Raw genomic sequence first — 16,527 nt, 5'->3', positions numbered from 1 at the left:
ACTCAGCAGTGAAACGATGCATCGCCGATGGTAGTGTGGGGTTTCCCCATGTGAGAGTAGGTCATCGTCAAGATTCAAATCCAAAGCCCCTGTCTGCGATGCAGACAGGGGCTTTGTCTTTTCCGGGTATCAATACCGGTCAGAATTGATAGCTGACCGTGGCACTGACATTGCGCTCTTCACCCATGTAGCAGTAGTTCAGGCTAGCACAGGAGGTGATGTAGCTTTCATTGGTAAGGTTGTTGGCGTTAAGGCGCACATCCACGCCCTTGAGGCCAACCTTGCCCAGGTCATAGCCGATCGATGCATCGAACAGTGCGTAGGAAGGCACCTTCATGCTGTTTTCCGCATCCACCCAGCTGTACCCTACATACCGCACGCCACCGCCCAGCCGCAGGCCATCCAGGGGCCCATGGTGGATGTTGTAGTCAGCCCACAGCGAGAACATCTGTTTCGGCGCCTGGGTTGGCGAATTGCCCTTGTTATCGAGGCTGCCCGACACCAAGCTTGGCATCGACTTGGAATATTCGATATCGGTAAAGGTATAGCCACCCAACAGTTTGAGGCTGTCGGTCAGCTGAACATGGGCTTCCAGTTCCAGCCCTTGCGAGCGTACTTCACCCACTGGGCGATAGAAGTTTTCGTCAGGCTGCTTTGAGGCCAGGTTTTCCTGTTCGATGCGGAACACAGATGCGGTGAACAGGTTGTCGCTGCCAGGTGGCTGATACTTGATGCCAGCTTCCCATTGAGTTCCTTCGGTCGGTGCCAGCGGGCGACCTTCCTGATCGGACACGGTATTGGGATTGAACGACTCCGAGTAGCTGACGTAGGGCGCAATGCCGTTCTCGAACAGGTAGAGCACCCCAGCCCGGGTTGTGAATTTGGAGCGCTTATCGCTGACTTTGGTATCGCTGTCGCGATTCTCCTCGGATACTTTCACCCAGTCCTGGCGAAGCCCCAGGGAGAAGCGCCACTGGTCCAGCTCCACAAGGTCCTGCAGATACACACCTGTTTGCTGCAAGCGCCGCTGGTAGCGGTTTTCGCCCAGGACCTGAAGGTTGCCATTGCCATACTGCGGGTTGCCGGCGTCTAGCGGGTCGACCGTGCCATAACGCCAAGCGACGTCAGCTTTGCGCCGCTGGTAGTCGGTGCCCAGCAGCAGGGTGTGTTTGGCAGCCCCAGTGAAAAATTCCGCCTGCAGCATGTTGTCGATGATGTACGAATGCAGGCGCTCGTCGCCGCCGGTATAGGCGCGGTTGAGAATGTTGCTGTCAGCATCTGCCCAACCGGCCGAATACACCTGGTCCATGGACACGTCGGAGTCCTGGTATCGGAAGTTCTGACGCGCGGTGAACACATCGTTGAAGCGGTGCTCGAACTGGTAGCTGAAGGACTGCTGTGTACGCTCATAATTGTCGATGCCCGGCTCACCCTCGAAGAAGTGATCTGACAGGCGCAAGCCGTTGCGCTTGTGCAGCATGCCGTCTGCAGGGTTGCCGCCGTGGTAGCCGCCATTGGGGTCATGTTGCAGATAAGCCTGCAGCGTGAGCGAGGTGTCCTCGGTGAAGTCGACGCTGATCGCCGGGGCGATGGCGTAGCGTTCTTCCTTGTTGTGGTCAAACTGTGTGTCAGAAGCATCCGCCAGGCCTGTCAGGCGATACGCGATGCGTTTGTCATCATCCACAGGGCCGCTGAAGTCAAAACCCATGCCGCGCTGCCCCTGGGTGCCGATCGTGGCCTGTACCTGATGGTAAGGGGTAAACAGTGGCTTTTTGGTAGTCAGGGCTACCAGCCCACCCGGCGAGCTTCGCCCATAGAGTACCGAAGACGGCCCCTTCAGAATGTCGATGCGCTCAAGGAAGTACGGGTCCACCTGCATGGTGCTGTAGGTACCGTTGTCCCCCATCGACTTAAGTCCATCGACGTAGATGTTGTCCACTGAACCGTCATTGAAGCCACGCATGGCCACATAGTCGTAGCGATGGGTCGCACCGTAGGGGTTGGTCAGTACCCCAGGCGTATACCGCATGGCTTGAGCAACGGTCTGTGAGCCTTGGTCGTCCATCTGCTGGCGAGTCACCACCGAGACCGATTGGGATGTCTCCACCAACGGCATGCTGGTCTTGGTCGCTACCTGGCTGTGGGTAGCGTTGTAACCCTCCATGCTGCCCAGTGCATTGCCAAGGGTGAAGCTACGGATATCGGTGTCCGGTAAAGACAGTGCGGCATCTTGGGACTGTGCCTGTAGCACATAGCTGCGTCCGTCCTGGCTGGAGGCCTCCAGGCCGCTGCCACTGAGCAACTGACGCAGCGCCTGATCCGTACCGTATTGTCCCTGCAGGCCGTTGGACTCTAGGCCATCGGTCAGTTGCGGCGTACTCGACAGGGTAATGCCGGCTTGGCGGGCAAACTGGTTGAGCACATCGGCCAACTGGCCAGCCGGTATTGCATAGTGATGGCTGACTTGGGCCGTTTCAGCGGCTATGGACAGCTGTGGGACAACTGCCCATCCCAGGGCGGTACCAAACAACGCTGCCTGGATGGCATGGCGCAAGCGCACTGACTGCAGGGTCGGTCGAAAATCATTTGATTGGAGCGTGTGCATTAACACCAGGTTGATAGGCATGGAGGGTCCGTTGAAGTGTTGAGGGCAGAAAGCGTTGCTTACTGTCCTAGCCGGACCGGGATTCAAAACCCGCCAGAAAATACCTGAGGCCTTATCAGGCCATGCGCTCTACACGCACCCACCAGCGGGTACGTTGACGCAGTCGCACGGGCAGTGTCTGTGGCAACAGTTGAAGCAGTTGCTCCGGATCCTCCAGGCGGAACACCCCTGACAATCGCAGGTCGGCAATTTCGTTGCTGCAGCCCAGGTAGCCATGGCGATAACGGCTGACCTGTACGAGAAAGTCTGCCAGGCGCATATCCCGAGTAACGATCAGCCCTTCAGCCCAGGCCATCGCGTCCATGTCCATGTGCGCGAGCCTCTGCGCACCTTGAGCATCCAGGCGCCAGTTCTGGCCGCTCTCGATCCACATCAGTTGGCCGTTGCCAGGCCGATGTATCGCCACTTTGCCGTGGCTGACGCTGACGCGCGTGCAGTCGCTGTCTTGATAGGCCACAAACCGCCCCTCGAAGCCTTCCAGCAGCGCGTCACGTGTTTGTACAAGCAAGGAATGCTGAGGCCGGCAGGTGATCATCAGTTCCCCGTGTTTCAGGCGGATCAGACGTTGTTGGTCACTGAATGCCAGGTCCACTGCACTGTAGGTATTGAGATGCATCAGTGAGCCATCGGGTAGCGTGAAGACGCGTTGCTCACCGGTGCCTGTGGCGTAGTCCGATGCCCAAGCGCTGACAGCATCGAGGTCTTTGGCCAGCCATGTCGCTGACCCCGCCATGACCGCACCGCCAAGCAGCTTCAGCGCCTGCCGCCGGTGCAGGCGTTGCTGGCTGGTTTCCAGGGTTTGCAACGCCAGCCCGGCACCGGGTATGGCACGCAGGTCGAGGTCCTGATGCAGGTGAGCAACCCGTTGCCAAGCGTGCTCATGTTCAAGCCGGGCATTGCGCCATTGTGCGCACGCTGTTTGTAGGGCCGGGTCATGCCCGCTTTCACGAAGCCTCAGCATCCACTGGATGGCCTGCTTGACCACTTTTGCATCAGGGCGTGCGGCGGCCATCGATTCAGCACTCGTCTTCGTAGCGCAGCACATAGCAGTGGTAAAGCGCATCGGCAATGTAGCGCTCTACGGTGCGTACGGAGATCCCCATCTGCTCGGCGATGGCCTGGTGCTTCAGCCCCTCGCATTGAGCCAGCAGGAATGCGCGACGTACCTTGGGTTTGAGGCCGTCGAGCAAGCGTGCAATACGCTCAAGCAATTCCAGCAGCAGCTCGCGTGTTTCGGCAGAGGGGGCCTGCGCCTCTGGTACATGGGCCAGTGCCTCCAGATAGGCCCTGTGCAGTTCCTCGCGGCGCCAATGATCGATCACCAGCCCACGCGCGACAGTGCGCAAGAAGGCCCGAGGAGCATTCAGCTGCAACTGCTCACGGCGCTGTAGCAGGCGTACGAAGGTGTCATGGGCCAGGTCAGCGGCATCGGCGGCATTGCCAAGCTTGCTGCGCAGCCAGGTATGGAGCCAGCCGTGGTGGTCACTGTAGAGCGTTTGCACAGAGTCGTTGCTGGGCATGGGGGAGGGTGCCGGCATCAATGGACATGAATGATAATTAGTCTCATTGTTGGCGTGGCGGTATCAATTTGCAACCCGTCTGGCAGCGCCGAGCAACGGTTTAACGCCTTAACTGCGTATCCAGGTAATTACGGATCACCCGCGCCCCGTTATTGAGGTGTTGCTCCAGCACCGCTACCGCCTCATCCACCAGCTTGTCACTGGCAGCATCTACCAGTGCGTTGTGATCATCCTGGGTGAGCTTGCCCAAGCCCATGGATGAAAGATGAAATCGCAGGAAGCGCTCTTCTTCGTTCAGTTCGTTCTCGATCAGGCGCAGCAACTTCTTGTTGGGTGCTTTGCTGTACAGCGACATGTGGAACAGGCGGTTCAGGCGGCCGATTTCGGCGTGTTGGGTTTCGTTCTCCAGTTGCTGGATATACCCACGCGCGCTGGCGATGTCGCTCGCATCAAGGAGAGGGATGGACTGGCGCAGCGCCTCGCTCTCAAGCAGCACGCGCAGGGCATAGGTGTCCACCGCATCCTCGCCGATCAGTGGCGCAACCACCGCACCCTTGTGCATCTCCACTTTCAACAGCGATTGCGCTTCCAGCTGGCGAAGCGCTTCCCGCACGGGCATGCGGCTGACGCCGAACAAGCTGGCGAGTTCTTGTTGGCGCACGGCAGTACCGGGGGGTAAGCGGCCATCGAGAATGGCGCTTCGCAGGCGTTCTTCGATCACGCTACGGGCCTGGTGCGGCAACAGCTGCTCGCTGGCCAGCACATTGCTCAATTTGATTTTATCGGCCACGCGACGTCTGCCTCTGCGATGACTAAAGTTGGATCCAATGACACTAGTAACAGCTTAGGGGGGTTGTCAAACCTGAGCCCATACTGGGACGGGCGCCCCAAAAGCGCGGCTATGGTGGATGAAGTCGCCTGCCAAAGGAAGCGGCCTACAGAAGGTTATAAACAGAAAGTGTAGGCGGGCTGACAGGCGGGTGCATGATTGCAGCGTGCCATTGTCTTTTGCTGTGGCAAGCCCCACCATCGCTGCTTTCGACTGGTCTGAACAGGGCTTCGCAGTGGCGATATCCTGGGTGCTCAAAACCGTTGTGCGACGTGTCGGCTTTGCCGCGCTGCTGGGCAGTCTGCTGCTGGGCGGCTTGCACGCGGATTGGGATTTTTCCCAGATCAGCCGCAAGTCGCAGGTCCTCTATGGCCCGCTGGGGGCCGGGCAGGGGCGCATTGATGCCTGGCAGAACCTGATGGCCACGCAGAAGCAGGGTACTGAGCTTGAGCGGTTGCAAGTGGTCAACCGCTTCTTCAACCAGCAATTGCGCTATGTCGAGGACATCGACCTGTGGCATGAAGTCGATTACTGGGCCACACCGGTTCAGGCTTTGATCAAGGGGGCCGGGGATTGTGAGGACTACGCCATCGCCAAGTATTTCAGCCTGAGGCGCATGGGCATCCCCAGTGAAAAACTGCGTATTACCTACGTCAAGGCATTGCGGCAAAACCGGGCACATATGGTCCTGACCTATTATTCAAGCCCACAGGCCCAGCCTTTGGTGCTCGACAGCCTGATGGACGCCATCAAGCCGGCAAGCCAGCGTACCGACCTGTTGCCGGTGTACGCCTTCAATGGCGAGGGGCTTTGGCTGACGGGGGCTGCAGGCAACAAGAAAGTCGGCGATACCAAGCGGCTGTCACGCTGGCAGGATTTGCTGAAGAAAATGCAGGCCGAAGGGTTCCCGGCCGAGCCGGTTTACTGAAGGAGCACAGATGTCACTGTTCAAACAATTGCTGTTGGCCATTTGCCTGTTCCTGGTGGTCGCCTTCAGTGGCAGTTTCATGGTCAGCCTGGAAAGTTCGCGCAGCCAGTACGTCAACCAGTTGCGCTCGCATGCCCAGGATGCAGCGACTGCGCTGGCGCTGTCGCTCACGCCGAATATCGACGACCCGGCGATGGTTGAGCTGATGGTCAGCTCGATCTTCGACAGTGGTTACTACTCAAGTATCAAGGTCGTCGACCTGGGCTCCAATGCCGTGCTGGTGGAGCGCCACGCCGAGCCGGACCCTGGTGGTGTGCCGCGCTGGTTCGTGCACCTGATCGGGCTTGAGGCCGCTGGCGGCGATGCCATCGTCAGCCGTGGCTGGCAGCAAGCTGCGCGCGTTGAAGTGATCAGCCACCCGATGTTCGCCATTGCCAAGCTTTGGCAAAGTGCCTTGGGCAGCCTGGGCTGGTTGCTGCTGTGTGGTGCCGCCAGCGCCGTGCTTGGCGCCTTGCTGCTGCGCCGCCAGTTGCGGCCGCTGGACTACATGGTCGAGCAATCCCACGCCATTGCCCGCCGCGAATTCCTCAGCCTGCCCGAGTTGCCGCGCACGCCGGAGCTGCGCCGCGTGGTGCAGGCAATGAACCAGATGGTCGAGAAACTCAAGGCGCTGTTCACCGAGCAGGCTGAGCGCAGTGAGCGGCTGCGTGCAGAGTCATACCAGGACAGCCTGACCGGGCTGTCCAACCGCCGCTATTTCGAAATGCAGTTGAACACCCGGGTAAGCAACCTGGAAGAGGCCCGCGCTGGCTACCTGCTGTTGCTGCGGGTGCAGGGTCTGGCTGGCCTGAACGCCCGCCTTGGCGGCCAACGTACCGACCAGTTGCTACAGGCAGTGGGTGAGCAGTTGCGCCGCACCTGTGCCAGCTTCCCGGAAACCAACGACTTGATCTCGCGTAGCCGCGGCGGCGAGTTTGCCGTCCTGGCGCCGGGCATGGTGCATGAAGAGGCGGTACACCTTGCCCAGGCGCTGGAAGCGACGCTGCAGAGCCTGCACGAAACCGGTGCCAGTGATATCGATCCGGTGGCCTGTATAGGCCTTGCGCCGTTCAGCCCTGGCGATGCACCGCAGGCATTACTCAAGCTCGCCGACGAGGCTCTGGCCCGTGCCGAGAACCAGCCCACACCAGGCTGGGTGTGCCTTGAGCAAGGTGTTGCTGCTGTTGCGGCGGACAGCCAGCATGACTGGCACGAGCGACTCGACCAGGCGTTCATCAAAGGGCATTTTGAACTGTTCTTCCAGCCTGTGGTGGATTGCGGCACGGCCCAACGGGTGTTGCATCACAAAGTGATTTCGCGCTTGCAGGATGGCCAGGGCGAGGCACTGCCAGCGGGCCGCTTCCTGCCCTGGCTGGAGCGTTTTGGCTGGATGGCACGGCTGGACGTGCTGGTGCTGGAGAAGGTGCTGGCGCACCTGCGTGGGCATGATCAGGTACTGGCGCTGAACCTGTCAGCCGCCACCCTGGCCGACCCCAAGGCCCTGCAGCGGGTCTTCGAACTGCTGGGCCAGAACACGGCCATGGGGCCGCGGCTGGTATTTGAAATTGGTGAAGAGCAGTTGCCCGAACAGGCTGCCCTGGAGCAGTTGACCCGGCGCCTGCACGCGCTTGGCTTCGGGCTGGCGCTGCAGCGTTTCGGTGGGCGCTTCAGCATGATCGGCAACTTGGCACATCTGGGCCTGGCGTACCTGAAAATTGATGGTAGCTACATCCGCAACATCGACCATGAGCAGCACAAACGGCTGTTCATTGAAGCAATCCAGCGCGCGGCGCACAGCATTGACCTGCCGCTGATTGCCGAGCGGGTCGAGACCGAAGGGGAGCGACTGGTGTTGAAGGAAATGGGTGTAGGCGGGATTCAGGGGCAGTTAGTTGGCGAACCTGCGCCCTGGCGCTGAGTTTTCGGGTTGGCTGTCCCGGCCCTATCGCCGGCAAGCCAGCTCCCACAAGTACTGCGGCGACCTCAAGGCTAGTGCAGTACCTGTGGGAACTGGCTTGCCGGCGATAGGGCCAGAGGGGCCACTATCAAGCAGTGGCCAGGATCATCACCGCTCGCGCAGCGCCTCAGAACGCGCCTTCATGATCGGCTTGAGCAGGTAGCTCATGATGGTTTTCTTGCCGGTCATGATATCCACCGTCGCCACCATCCCCGGAATGATCAGCAGTGGTTTCTCATCAGTCCCCAGGTGGCTGCGATCGGTGCGCAGCTTGATCAGGTAGTAGGTGGTTTTCTTGTCTTCATCGGTAATGGTGTCAGCGCCGATCTGTTCCAGCTTGGCCTTCAGCCCACCGTAGATGGTGTAGTCATAGGCCGTGAACTTGACTGTCGCTTCCTGGCCTGGGTGCAGGAAGGCGATATCCTTGGGCAGGATCTTCGCTTCGATGACCAGCGTGTCGTCCAGTGGCACGATTTCGATGATATCGCTGCCTGGCTGGATTACTCCGCCAATGGTGTTCACCAGCAGCTGTTTGACGATACCGCGCACTGGTGAAGTAACCATGGTGCGGTGCACACGGTCGTCCAGTGCTTTACTGGTGGCGGTAGCCTTGTTCAGCTCGGTGCGCGCCTCGTTCAGCTGGGTCAGCGCTTCACTGCGGAACTTGCCACGGGTCTCTTCGATTTTGCTCTGTACCTCGCGGATGGCCGCCTCGGCACGCGGGATGGCCAGCGCGGTGGAATCCAGCTGGCCGCGGTTTTCAACTTCGGCACGGCGCAGGCGCAATACTTCGACCTGGGAAATCGCGCCGGTTGCCACCAGCGGTTCGGACATGCCGATTTCCTTGCGCAGCAGCTCGAGGCTGTTGGCGTACTGGGCGCGTTTGGAGCTGTATTCGCGCAGTTCCTGCTGGCGCTGAACCAACTGCTGCTGCAAGCCGCCAATTTCGTCCTGAAGTTGCTGGCGCCGGCTCTGGTACAGCGATTCTTCACTGGCCGCCTGGCTGGGTGCAGCTTTGCGCAGTTCTTCGTCGATCTTCAGCGGGCTGTCCTGAACCTCGGCACTCAGGCGTTCTACTCGCAGTGCCATGGCCAGGCGATCTGCCTCGGTTTCACCAACGTTGGAGGCGAAGCGGGTTTCATCCAGGCGCAGCAACGGCTGGCCCACTTCGACGATTTCCCCTTCCTTGGCGAAGATTTCGGCGACGATACCGCCCTCCAGGTTCTGGATTTTCTGCACCTTGGACGACGGAATCGCCTTGCCTTCACCCCGCGTCACTTCGTCGATGGGCGCAACGCTGGCCCACACGATCAGGAACACGAAGAACAGGATCACACCCCAGATGGTCAGCCGCACCACCCGCGGTGCATCTTCGATCAACGCCTTGTTGACCTCGGGCAGCGGCTGGCCGCCCAGTGAGTCAGAGCCTTTGAAATAGCGCCGCAGGCCATCCTTGAATTGCCCCATATCCAGCTTATGCAACACTGATCTGCCCCTTCTTCAGCGCATCCATGACCGCGGCTTTCGGGCCGTCGGCGACAATCTGCCCGCGATCGATCACGATCAGTCGGTCCACCAGCGACAGCAGTGAGGCTCGGTGCGTGACCAACAGCACCGTCTTGCCTTCCACCACGGCTTGCAGGCGCTGCTTGAGGCGTTCTTCGCCAGTGTTGTCCATGGCGCTGGTCGGCTCGTCCAGCAGCAGGATTTGCGGGTTGAGCAGCAGCGCACGGCCCAGGGCAACGTTCTGCCGCTGGCCACCGGACAGGTTCTGCCCGCGCTCCCCGACTTGCAGCTCGTAGCCGTCCGGGTGCAGGCGGGCGAATTCATGCACGCCTGCCAGCTCGGCGGCCTGCAGAATCAGTTCGTCCTCGATGTAGCGGGCACCGCTGACCAGGTTGTCGCGCAGGGTGCCAGCCAGCAGCTGGATGTCCTGCGGTACATAGCCGATGTTGTGGCGCAGTTCGCTGACGTCGATCTGACGAATGTCCACGCCGTCGACCAGCAGCGAGCCGCCATCGGCCTCGTACAGGCCAACGATGAGCTTGGCCAGCGAGCTCTTGCCCGAGCCGCTGCGACCGATGATGCCAACCTTCTCGCCGGGGCGGATGGTCAGGTTGATGTTCTTCAAGGCCTGGTTCTGCTGGTTCGGGTAGGTGAAATCCACCCCGCGGAACTCGACACTGCCCTGCAGTACTTTGCGGCTCAGTGGGCGCTCTTCGAAGTTGCGCTCTTGTGGCAGCTCCATCATATGGTCGGTAGAAACCATGGTCACCTTGGCCTGCTGGTAGCGGGCGAGCAGGCCGTTGAGCTGGCCCAGTGGGCCGAGGGCGCGGCCGCTCAACATGTAGCAAGCCACCAGCCCGCCCATGCTCAGGTTGCCATCGATGATCAGGTACACGCCGACGCAGATCATCGCCACGCCCGCGAGCTGCTGGATCAGCAGGGTGATGTTCATCGCCAGGCTCGACAGCACCTTCACCCGCAGTTCCAGGCGGCTGAGGGTGCCGAGGGTCTGCTCCCACATGTACTGGCGTTCGCTTTCGGCGTTGTTGACCTTCACCGCATCCAGGCCGGCCAGGGTCTCGATCAGGCTGGACTGGCGCTCCGAGGCCAGGGCCATGGTCCGCTCCATGGTCGCCATCAGCGGCCGTTGCAGGGCATAGCCGATACCAAGGGCCAGCGGGAAGGCGATGATCGGGATCCACACAAGATGGCCGCCAATGATGGCGATGACGATCAGGATCAGGATCGTGAACGGCAGGTCGATCAGGCTGGTCAGGGTCAGCGAAGCGAGGAAGTCACGCAGGCCCTGGAACTCGTGAATGTTCTGGGCAAAGCTGCCCACCCGTGCCGGCCGGTACTTCATCGACATGCCGACAATGCGTTCGAACAGCGTTGCCGAAATGATCAGGTCGGTCTTCTTGCCGGCAAGGTCCAGGCACAGGCCGCGCAGTCCCTTGAGGATGAGGTCGAAGATGTAGGCGCCAGCGATGCCGACGGCCAGCACCCACAGTGTCGAGGTAGCCTGGTTCGGCACTACCCGATCATACACGTTCATCACGAACAGCGGGGCGGCCAGGGCGATCAGGTTGATCACCAGGCTGGCGGCGATGGCGTCTATGTACAGCCACTTGCTGCGCAGCAGGGTGTCGCGGAACCACGACTTCGCCCGTGGGATGAGGTTGCCGTGGTTGACGTCGAACTTGTGTTGCGGCTGGGCAAAGAACACCCGACCGCTGTAGTCGCTTTGCAGGGCTTCGCGGCTGACATGCACCTCACCACCGTCGCTCTCACTGAGCAGCAGGCGCGCGGTGTCTTCATTTTCCCAACCCAGCAGGACGGCGCTTCGGCCTTCCTTGAGCAATAGCATGGCCGGCATGGCGATGCTCGGGATCTGCTCCAGCTTGCGCTGCAGCAGGCGCCCTTGCAGGCCGGCCCGGGCGGCGGCGCGGGGCAGCAGCTCAGGGCTCAGTCGCTGGGCGGGCAGCGGCAGGCCGGTGGTCAGCATGACCCGGCTGGCGGGTTTCTGGTGCAGAACACACAGGCTCAGCAGACTATCCAGCAAGGGATCGTCATGCTGACTGCGTGGATCATGGCTGAGTTGGACTCGACTGACTTCAGATTCCACGCGGCGCTCTCTTCATCCTTGTGGTGGGTGGGGTGGGTGTACCGCCGTTCAGGCTTGGTCGGCTTACCCTTGGCGTTCAATGGTACTGCCAAGACGTGATGATGAGGGTTACGACACCCTGACGCTTGAGCTGCTGGCCAATGGTCGCCTTGAATCGATACTGAGTAAACAATTCTATGTCGTTATTGCTACTACATAGAGGCTGCCCTTCAGTAAGTGTTTCATTTCTGATCCTGTTCGGGATCAGGTTCTTGTGCAGCATAGCCTGCCCTCCAGACAACGCGTGTGGGTGAATGATCGGCTTCCATGCTTGTCAGTAATCAGGCGCTGGCTTGTTGACGTTTTTAAACGGGTAGATCATTAAAATTCATCGTCATAAGTCTGTTTACGGGTTGAGCCATGGTTCTGTAATCACCGATGGTTTGCCATCATTCCCATGCCACTATTCGCCTGGTGGTTCACTATCTGCTTGATCTGCGGCAAATCGCTGTTGATGGTCACGGTCAGTGGGATGGTTGTGTCGGGGAGGGCACAGTAGGACCCCGATTTTGCTTGGGTTTCAAGCCATTTTCCGGGCGATTTCAGGCAAGGTTTGTGCTTGTAGACAGGCACAGGCCTGGGCAAGCGGAAGTGACCAGAATGTTGACGCCAGTAACCTTGACTGTGGTTGAGGGACGGTGCTTTCAGAGTGTGTTGCTGTATGTGCCCAGCAGTGAAAAGGCTGCTGAACTTAACGGCTAACGCGTTTTTGATGATGTACGACATTTGTCCTCGGCAAACGGTTGGCTAAGGTACAAATATCAATGTGACATTACATTGCCGATTGTTTAGGATGGCCTGTATAAGGTCAATACTTTGGCAGTATTGCAGCTTCAAAAAGTTACAGACGGAATATTGACGCAAGAAAACGTCAAGAGATCATCGACATAGTTCCGCCTGAAGTGGCTTACAGGTGCCGCTCTGGCAGGGAAGTACCCATCGGGTCACACGGAGAGTCCAATGAGCAGCGTTGTAGCCATCGTCAAAAGCATTGTCGGCCAGGTTATTGCGGTATCCCCAGAGGGCATTCGTCGTGTGCTCATCGAAGGGGACCGCCTGCTGGCAGGTGAGGAAGTGCTCACTGGCCCGGGTGGCGCAGTTACGTTGGAGCTGGCCGATGGCCGCTTGCTTGACCTGGGTCGCGATAGCCAGTGGAGCGCCGATGCGCCCGACAGCAGCACCGACCTGAGCCAGGCGACTGCACAGGCCGCGCCGTCGGTGGAAGAGCTGCAACAGGCGATCGCAGCGGGTGTCGACCCGACTACCGAGCTGGAGGCTACCGCAGCTGGCCCGTCGGCCGCAGGCGGTGGCGGCGCGCTGGGTGGTGGTCACAGCTTCGTGATGCTCGAAGAAACGGCGGGCCGGGTTGACCCCACGGTTGGCTTCCCCACTGAAGGTCTGGGTTTTGCAGCCACACTGGACAGTGAAGAAGTCGGCCTGCTAGGTGACACCAACAACAACCTGGTGACCACGCCGACGACGGACACCAACGTTGCTACCGACCTGATTCTTGGCGCCACTCCTTCCATCAGCGAAGCGGGTGGCGTAATCGTTTATACCGCCACGGTTGGCCAGGCACCTACCACCAACCTGGTCATTACCCTGTCCAATGGCGCCGTGATCGTCATTCCAGCCGGGCAGACCAGCGGTAGTGTCAACGTCGTGGTCCCTGCGAACGATACACCCTATATCGACGGTGGCCAGATCTCGGCGACCGTGACAGGTGCCACCGGTGGTGGCGGTTTGACGGTGACATTGCCGCAAACGCCAGCGGTTACCCAGGTGACCGATACCATCGACACCACCACTGCGACACTGACGGCGAATCCGTCGGTGACCGAAGGCGGTGTGATTACCTACACCGTGACCCTGAGCAACCCGGCTCAAACGCCGGTAACCGTGACCCTGTCCAACGGTCAGGTCATCACCATCGAGGCTGGCAAGACCCAGGGCAGCGTCGACTTCCAGACCCCGGCGAATGACGTTTATAACAACGGTTCGACTGTCAGCACCACGATTACCGGTGCTACGGGTGGCAACTTCGAGCAGTTGACGCCTAATCCTGCACCGGCTGAGACGGTAATCAGTGACTCGGTCGATACCACGACTGCCACTCTGACCGCTTCGCCGAGCGTGACTGAAGGCGGCGTGATCACCTACACCGTGACCCTGAGCAACCCTGCTCAGACGCCGGTGACCATTACCCTGTCCAACGGCCAGACCATCACCGTTGAGGCTGGCAAGACCCAGGGCAGCGTTGACTTCCAGACCCCGGCGAACGACGTCTACAACAACGGTTCGACCGTTAGCGTCACCATCGAGAACGCTACTGGCGGCAACTTCGAGCAGCTGACCCCGAACCCGACGCCTGCTCAGACCGCGATCAACGACTCGGTCGACACCACCACTGCCACCCTGACGGCGAGCCCGTCGGTGACCGAAGGCGGCGTGATCACCTACACCGTGACCCTGAGCAACCCTGCTCAGACCCCGGTGACCATTACCCTGTCCAATGGCCAGACCATCACCGTTGAGGCTGGCAAGACCCAGGGCAGCGTTGACTTCCAGACTCCAGCCAACGATGTCTACAACAACGGTTCGACCGTTAGCGTCACCATCGAGAACGCTACTGGTGGCAACTTCGAGCAGCTGACCCCGAACCCGACCCCGGCTCAGACCGCGATCAACGACTCGGTCGATAACACCACTGCGACCCTGACGGCTTCGCCAAGCGTCACCGAAGGTGGGGTGATCACCTACACCGTGACCCTGAGCAATCCTGCCCAGACGCCGGTGACCATCACCCTGTCCAATGGCCAGACCATCACCGTTGAAGCCGGCAAAACCCAGGGCAGCGTTGACTTCCAGACGCCAGCCAACGATGTCTACAACAACGGTTCGACCGTTAGCGTCACCATCGAGAACGCTACTGGTGGCAACTTCGAGCAGCTGACCCCGAATCCAACCCCGGCTCAGACCGCGATCAACGACTCGGTCGATAACACCACCGCGACCCTGACCGCTTCGCCAAGCGTCACCGAAGGTGGGGTGATCACCTACACCGTGACCCTGAGCAACCCTGCCCAGACGCCGGTGACCATCACCCTGTCCAATGGCCAGACCATCACCGTTGAGGCTGGCAAGACCCAGGGCAGCGTTGACTTCCAGACCCCGGCGAACGACGTCTACAACAACGGTTCGACCGTTAGCGTCACCATCGAGAACGCTACTGGCGGCAACTTCGAGCAGCTGACCCCGAACCCGACGCCTGCTCAGACCGCGATCAACGACTCGGTCGACACCACCACTGCCACCCTGACGGCGAGCCCGTCGGTGACCGAAGGTGGTGTGATCACCTACACCGTGACCCTGAGCAATCCTGCCCAGACGCCGGTGACCATCACCCTGTCCAATGGCCAGACCATCACCGTTGAGGCTGGCAAGACCCAGGGCAGCGTTGACTTCCAGACTCCAGCCAACGATGTCTACAACAACGGTTCGACCGTTAGCGTCACCATCGAGAACGCTACTGGTGGCAACTTCGAGCAGCTGACCCCGAACCCGACCCCGGCTCAGACCGCGATCAACGACTCGGTCGATAACACCACTGCCACCCTGACGGCGAGCCCGTCGGTGACCGAAGGTGGTGTGATCACCTACACCGTGACCCTGAGCAATCCTGCCCAGACGCCGGTGACCGTGACCCTGTCCAACGGCCAGACCATCACCGTTGAAGCCGGCAAAACCCAGGGCAGCGTTGACTTCCAGACCCCGGCGAACGACGTCTACAACAACGGCTCTACCGTTAGTGTCACTATTGAAAACGCCACTGGCGGCAACTTCGAGCAACTGACGCCGAACCCGACACCGGCTCAGACCGCGATCAACGACTCGGTCGACACCACCACCGCGACCCTGACCGCTTCGCCAAGCGTCACCGAAGGCGGCGTGATCACCTACACCGTGACCCTGAGCAATCCTGCCCAGACGCCGGTGACCATCACCCTGTCCAATGGCCAGACCATCACCGTTGAAGCCGGCAAAACCCAGGGCAGCGTTGACTTCCAGACTCCGGCGAACGACGTCTACAACAACGGTTCGACCGTTAGCGTCACCATCGAAAATGCCACTGGTGGCAACTTCGAGCAGCTGACCCCGAATCCGACCCCGGCTCAAACCGCGATCCACGACTCGGTCGATAACACCACCGCGACCCTGACCGCTTCGCCAAGCGTCACCGAAGGCGGCGTGATCACCTACACCGTGACCCTGAGCAATCCTGCCCAGACGCCGGTGACCATCACCCTGTCCAATGGCCAGACCATCACCGTTGAAGCCGGCAAGACCCAGGGCAGCGTTGACTTCCAGACCCCGGCGAACGACGTCTACAACAACGGTTCGACCGTTAGCGTCACCATCGAGAGCGCTACTGGTGGTAATTTCGAGCAACTGACCCCGAATCTGACTCCAGCTTCGACTGTCATCAATGACAGCATCGATACCGTCACCGTAAGCATTGTCAGCAATGGCAATGTGACCGAAGACCAGCAGCCTTCTTTCACTGTAAAAGTAAGCCAGGCACTGGACCGTCCGTTGACCGTAACCCTGTCGAACGGCGACACCGTGACCATTGAAGCCGGTAAAACTGAAGTCGAGTACAAGACTCCGGTCCAGGGCGATGATGTCTATAACGACGCAGGCTCTATTACCCTCAGCGCTACCGGCGCAACAGTTCCGGGCGCCACCTTCGAGAAGCTGGCCTTGGGTGGCCCGGCTACTGTTGAAATCTCGGACACCATTAGTGAGGTGGTGGCCAAGCTGACTGCGACCCCTTCGGTCACTGAAGGCGGCGAGATCACCTACACCATCACGCTGACCAACAAAGACGGTCTGCCGATCAACAACCATGGCGCGTTGAC

The 16,527-nt window shown here is 60.0% G+C and carries 10 protein-coding genes; 3 read left to right on the top strand and 7 right to left on the bottom strand.

The annotated features are described in order from the left end of the window. Nucleotides 1-139: 139 nt before the first annotated feature. From QQL85_RS26330 to QQL85_RS26315, 4 genes are all read right to left on the bottom strand, one after another. A complete protein-coding gene (locus tag QQL85_RS26330) occupies nt 140-2,605 on the bottom strand; it encodes a TonB-dependent siderophore receptor (protein ID WP_284357294.1) in 2,466 nt (821 codons plus the stop codon). 115 nt (nt 2,606-2,720) lie between these two features. After that, nucleotides 2,721-3,677 (bottom strand): FecR domain-containing protein, encoded by a 957-nt coding sequence (locus QQL85_RS26325; RefSeq protein ID WP_284357295.1) that lies wholly within the window; start codon nt 3,675-3,677, stop codon nt 2,721-2,723. 4 nt (nt 3,678-3,681) lie between these two features. Beyond that, complete coding sequence (locus QQL85_RS26320) at nt 3,682-4,185, bottom strand: sigma-70 family RNA polymerase sigma factor (RefSeq protein WP_284357296.1); 504 nt, start codon at nt 4,183-4,185, stop codon at nt 3,682-3,684. Nucleotides 4,186-4,285: 100 nt separating this feature from the next. After that, nucleotides 4,286-4,975, bottom strand: a complete 690-nt coding sequence (locus tag QQL85_RS26315; protein ID WP_284357297.1) for a GntR family transcriptional regulator — start codon at nt 4,973-4,975, stop codon at nt 4,286-4,288. A 205-nt stretch (nt 4,976-5,180) separates the two neighbouring features. Here QQL85_RS26315 and lapG point away from each other — a divergent pair, with 205 nt between their 5' ends. Both lapG and lapD read left to right on the top strand, forming a co-directional pair. Continuing rightward, nucleotides 5,181-5,942: a cysteine protease LapG gene (gene lapG, locus QQL85_RS26310; RefSeq protein WP_284357301.1), complete on the top strand. Its 762-nt coding sequence runs from the start codon at nt 5,181-5,183 to the stop codon at nt 5,940-5,942. A gap of 10 nt (nt 5,943-5,952) precedes the next feature. Further along, entirely contained in the window at nt 5,953-7,899 is a 1,947-nt protein-coding gene (gene lapD / locus QQL85_RS26305; RefSeq protein WP_284357298.1) for a cyclic di-GMP receptor LapD, read from the top strand. A 147-nt stretch (nt 7,900-8,046) separates the two neighbouring features. Here lapD and QQL85_RS26300 read toward each other — a convergent pair whose 3' ends face one another. The 3 genes from QQL85_RS26300 to QQL85_RS26290 all read right to left on the bottom strand — a co-directional run bounded on the left by QQL85_RS26300 (nt 8,047) and on the right by QQL85_RS26290 (nt 12,334). Continuing rightward, complete coding sequence (locus QQL85_RS26300; RefSeq protein ID WP_069943456.1) at nt 8,047-9,405, bottom strand: HlyD family type I secretion periplasmic adaptor subunit; 1,359 nt, start codon at nt 9,403-9,405, stop codon at nt 8,047-8,049. A gap of 7 nt (nt 9,406-9,412) precedes the next feature. Beyond that, a complete protein-coding gene (locus tag QQL85_RS26295) occupies nt 9,413-11,569 on the bottom strand; it encodes a type I secretion system permease/ATPase (protein ID WP_196182121.1) in 2,157 nt (718 codons plus the stop codon). Nucleotides 11,570-11,980: 411 nt separating this feature from the next. Next, on the bottom strand, nt 11,981-12,334 hold the full coding sequence (locus QQL85_RS26290; RefSeq protein ID WP_284357299.1) for a hypothetical protein: 354 nt from the start codon (nt 12,332-12,334) through the stop codon (nt 11,981-11,983). A 234-nt stretch (nt 12,335-12,568) separates the two neighbouring features. Here QQL85_RS26290 and QQL85_RS26285 point away from each other — a divergent pair. Further along, nucleotides 12,569-16,527: retention module-containing protein (locus QQL85_RS26285; RefSeq protein ID WP_284368782.1), on the top strand; the 3,959-nt coding region annotated here is incomplete at its 3' end.

The sequence above is a fragment of the Pseudomonas putida genome (assembly GCF_030159595.1).
GTDB classification, from domain to species: domain Bacteria; phylum Pseudomonadota; class Gammaproteobacteria; order Pseudomonadales; family Pseudomonadaceae; genus Aquipseudomonas; species Aquipseudomonas putida_AC.
This window is presented reverse-complemented; position numbering and strand designations above follow the sequence as displayed.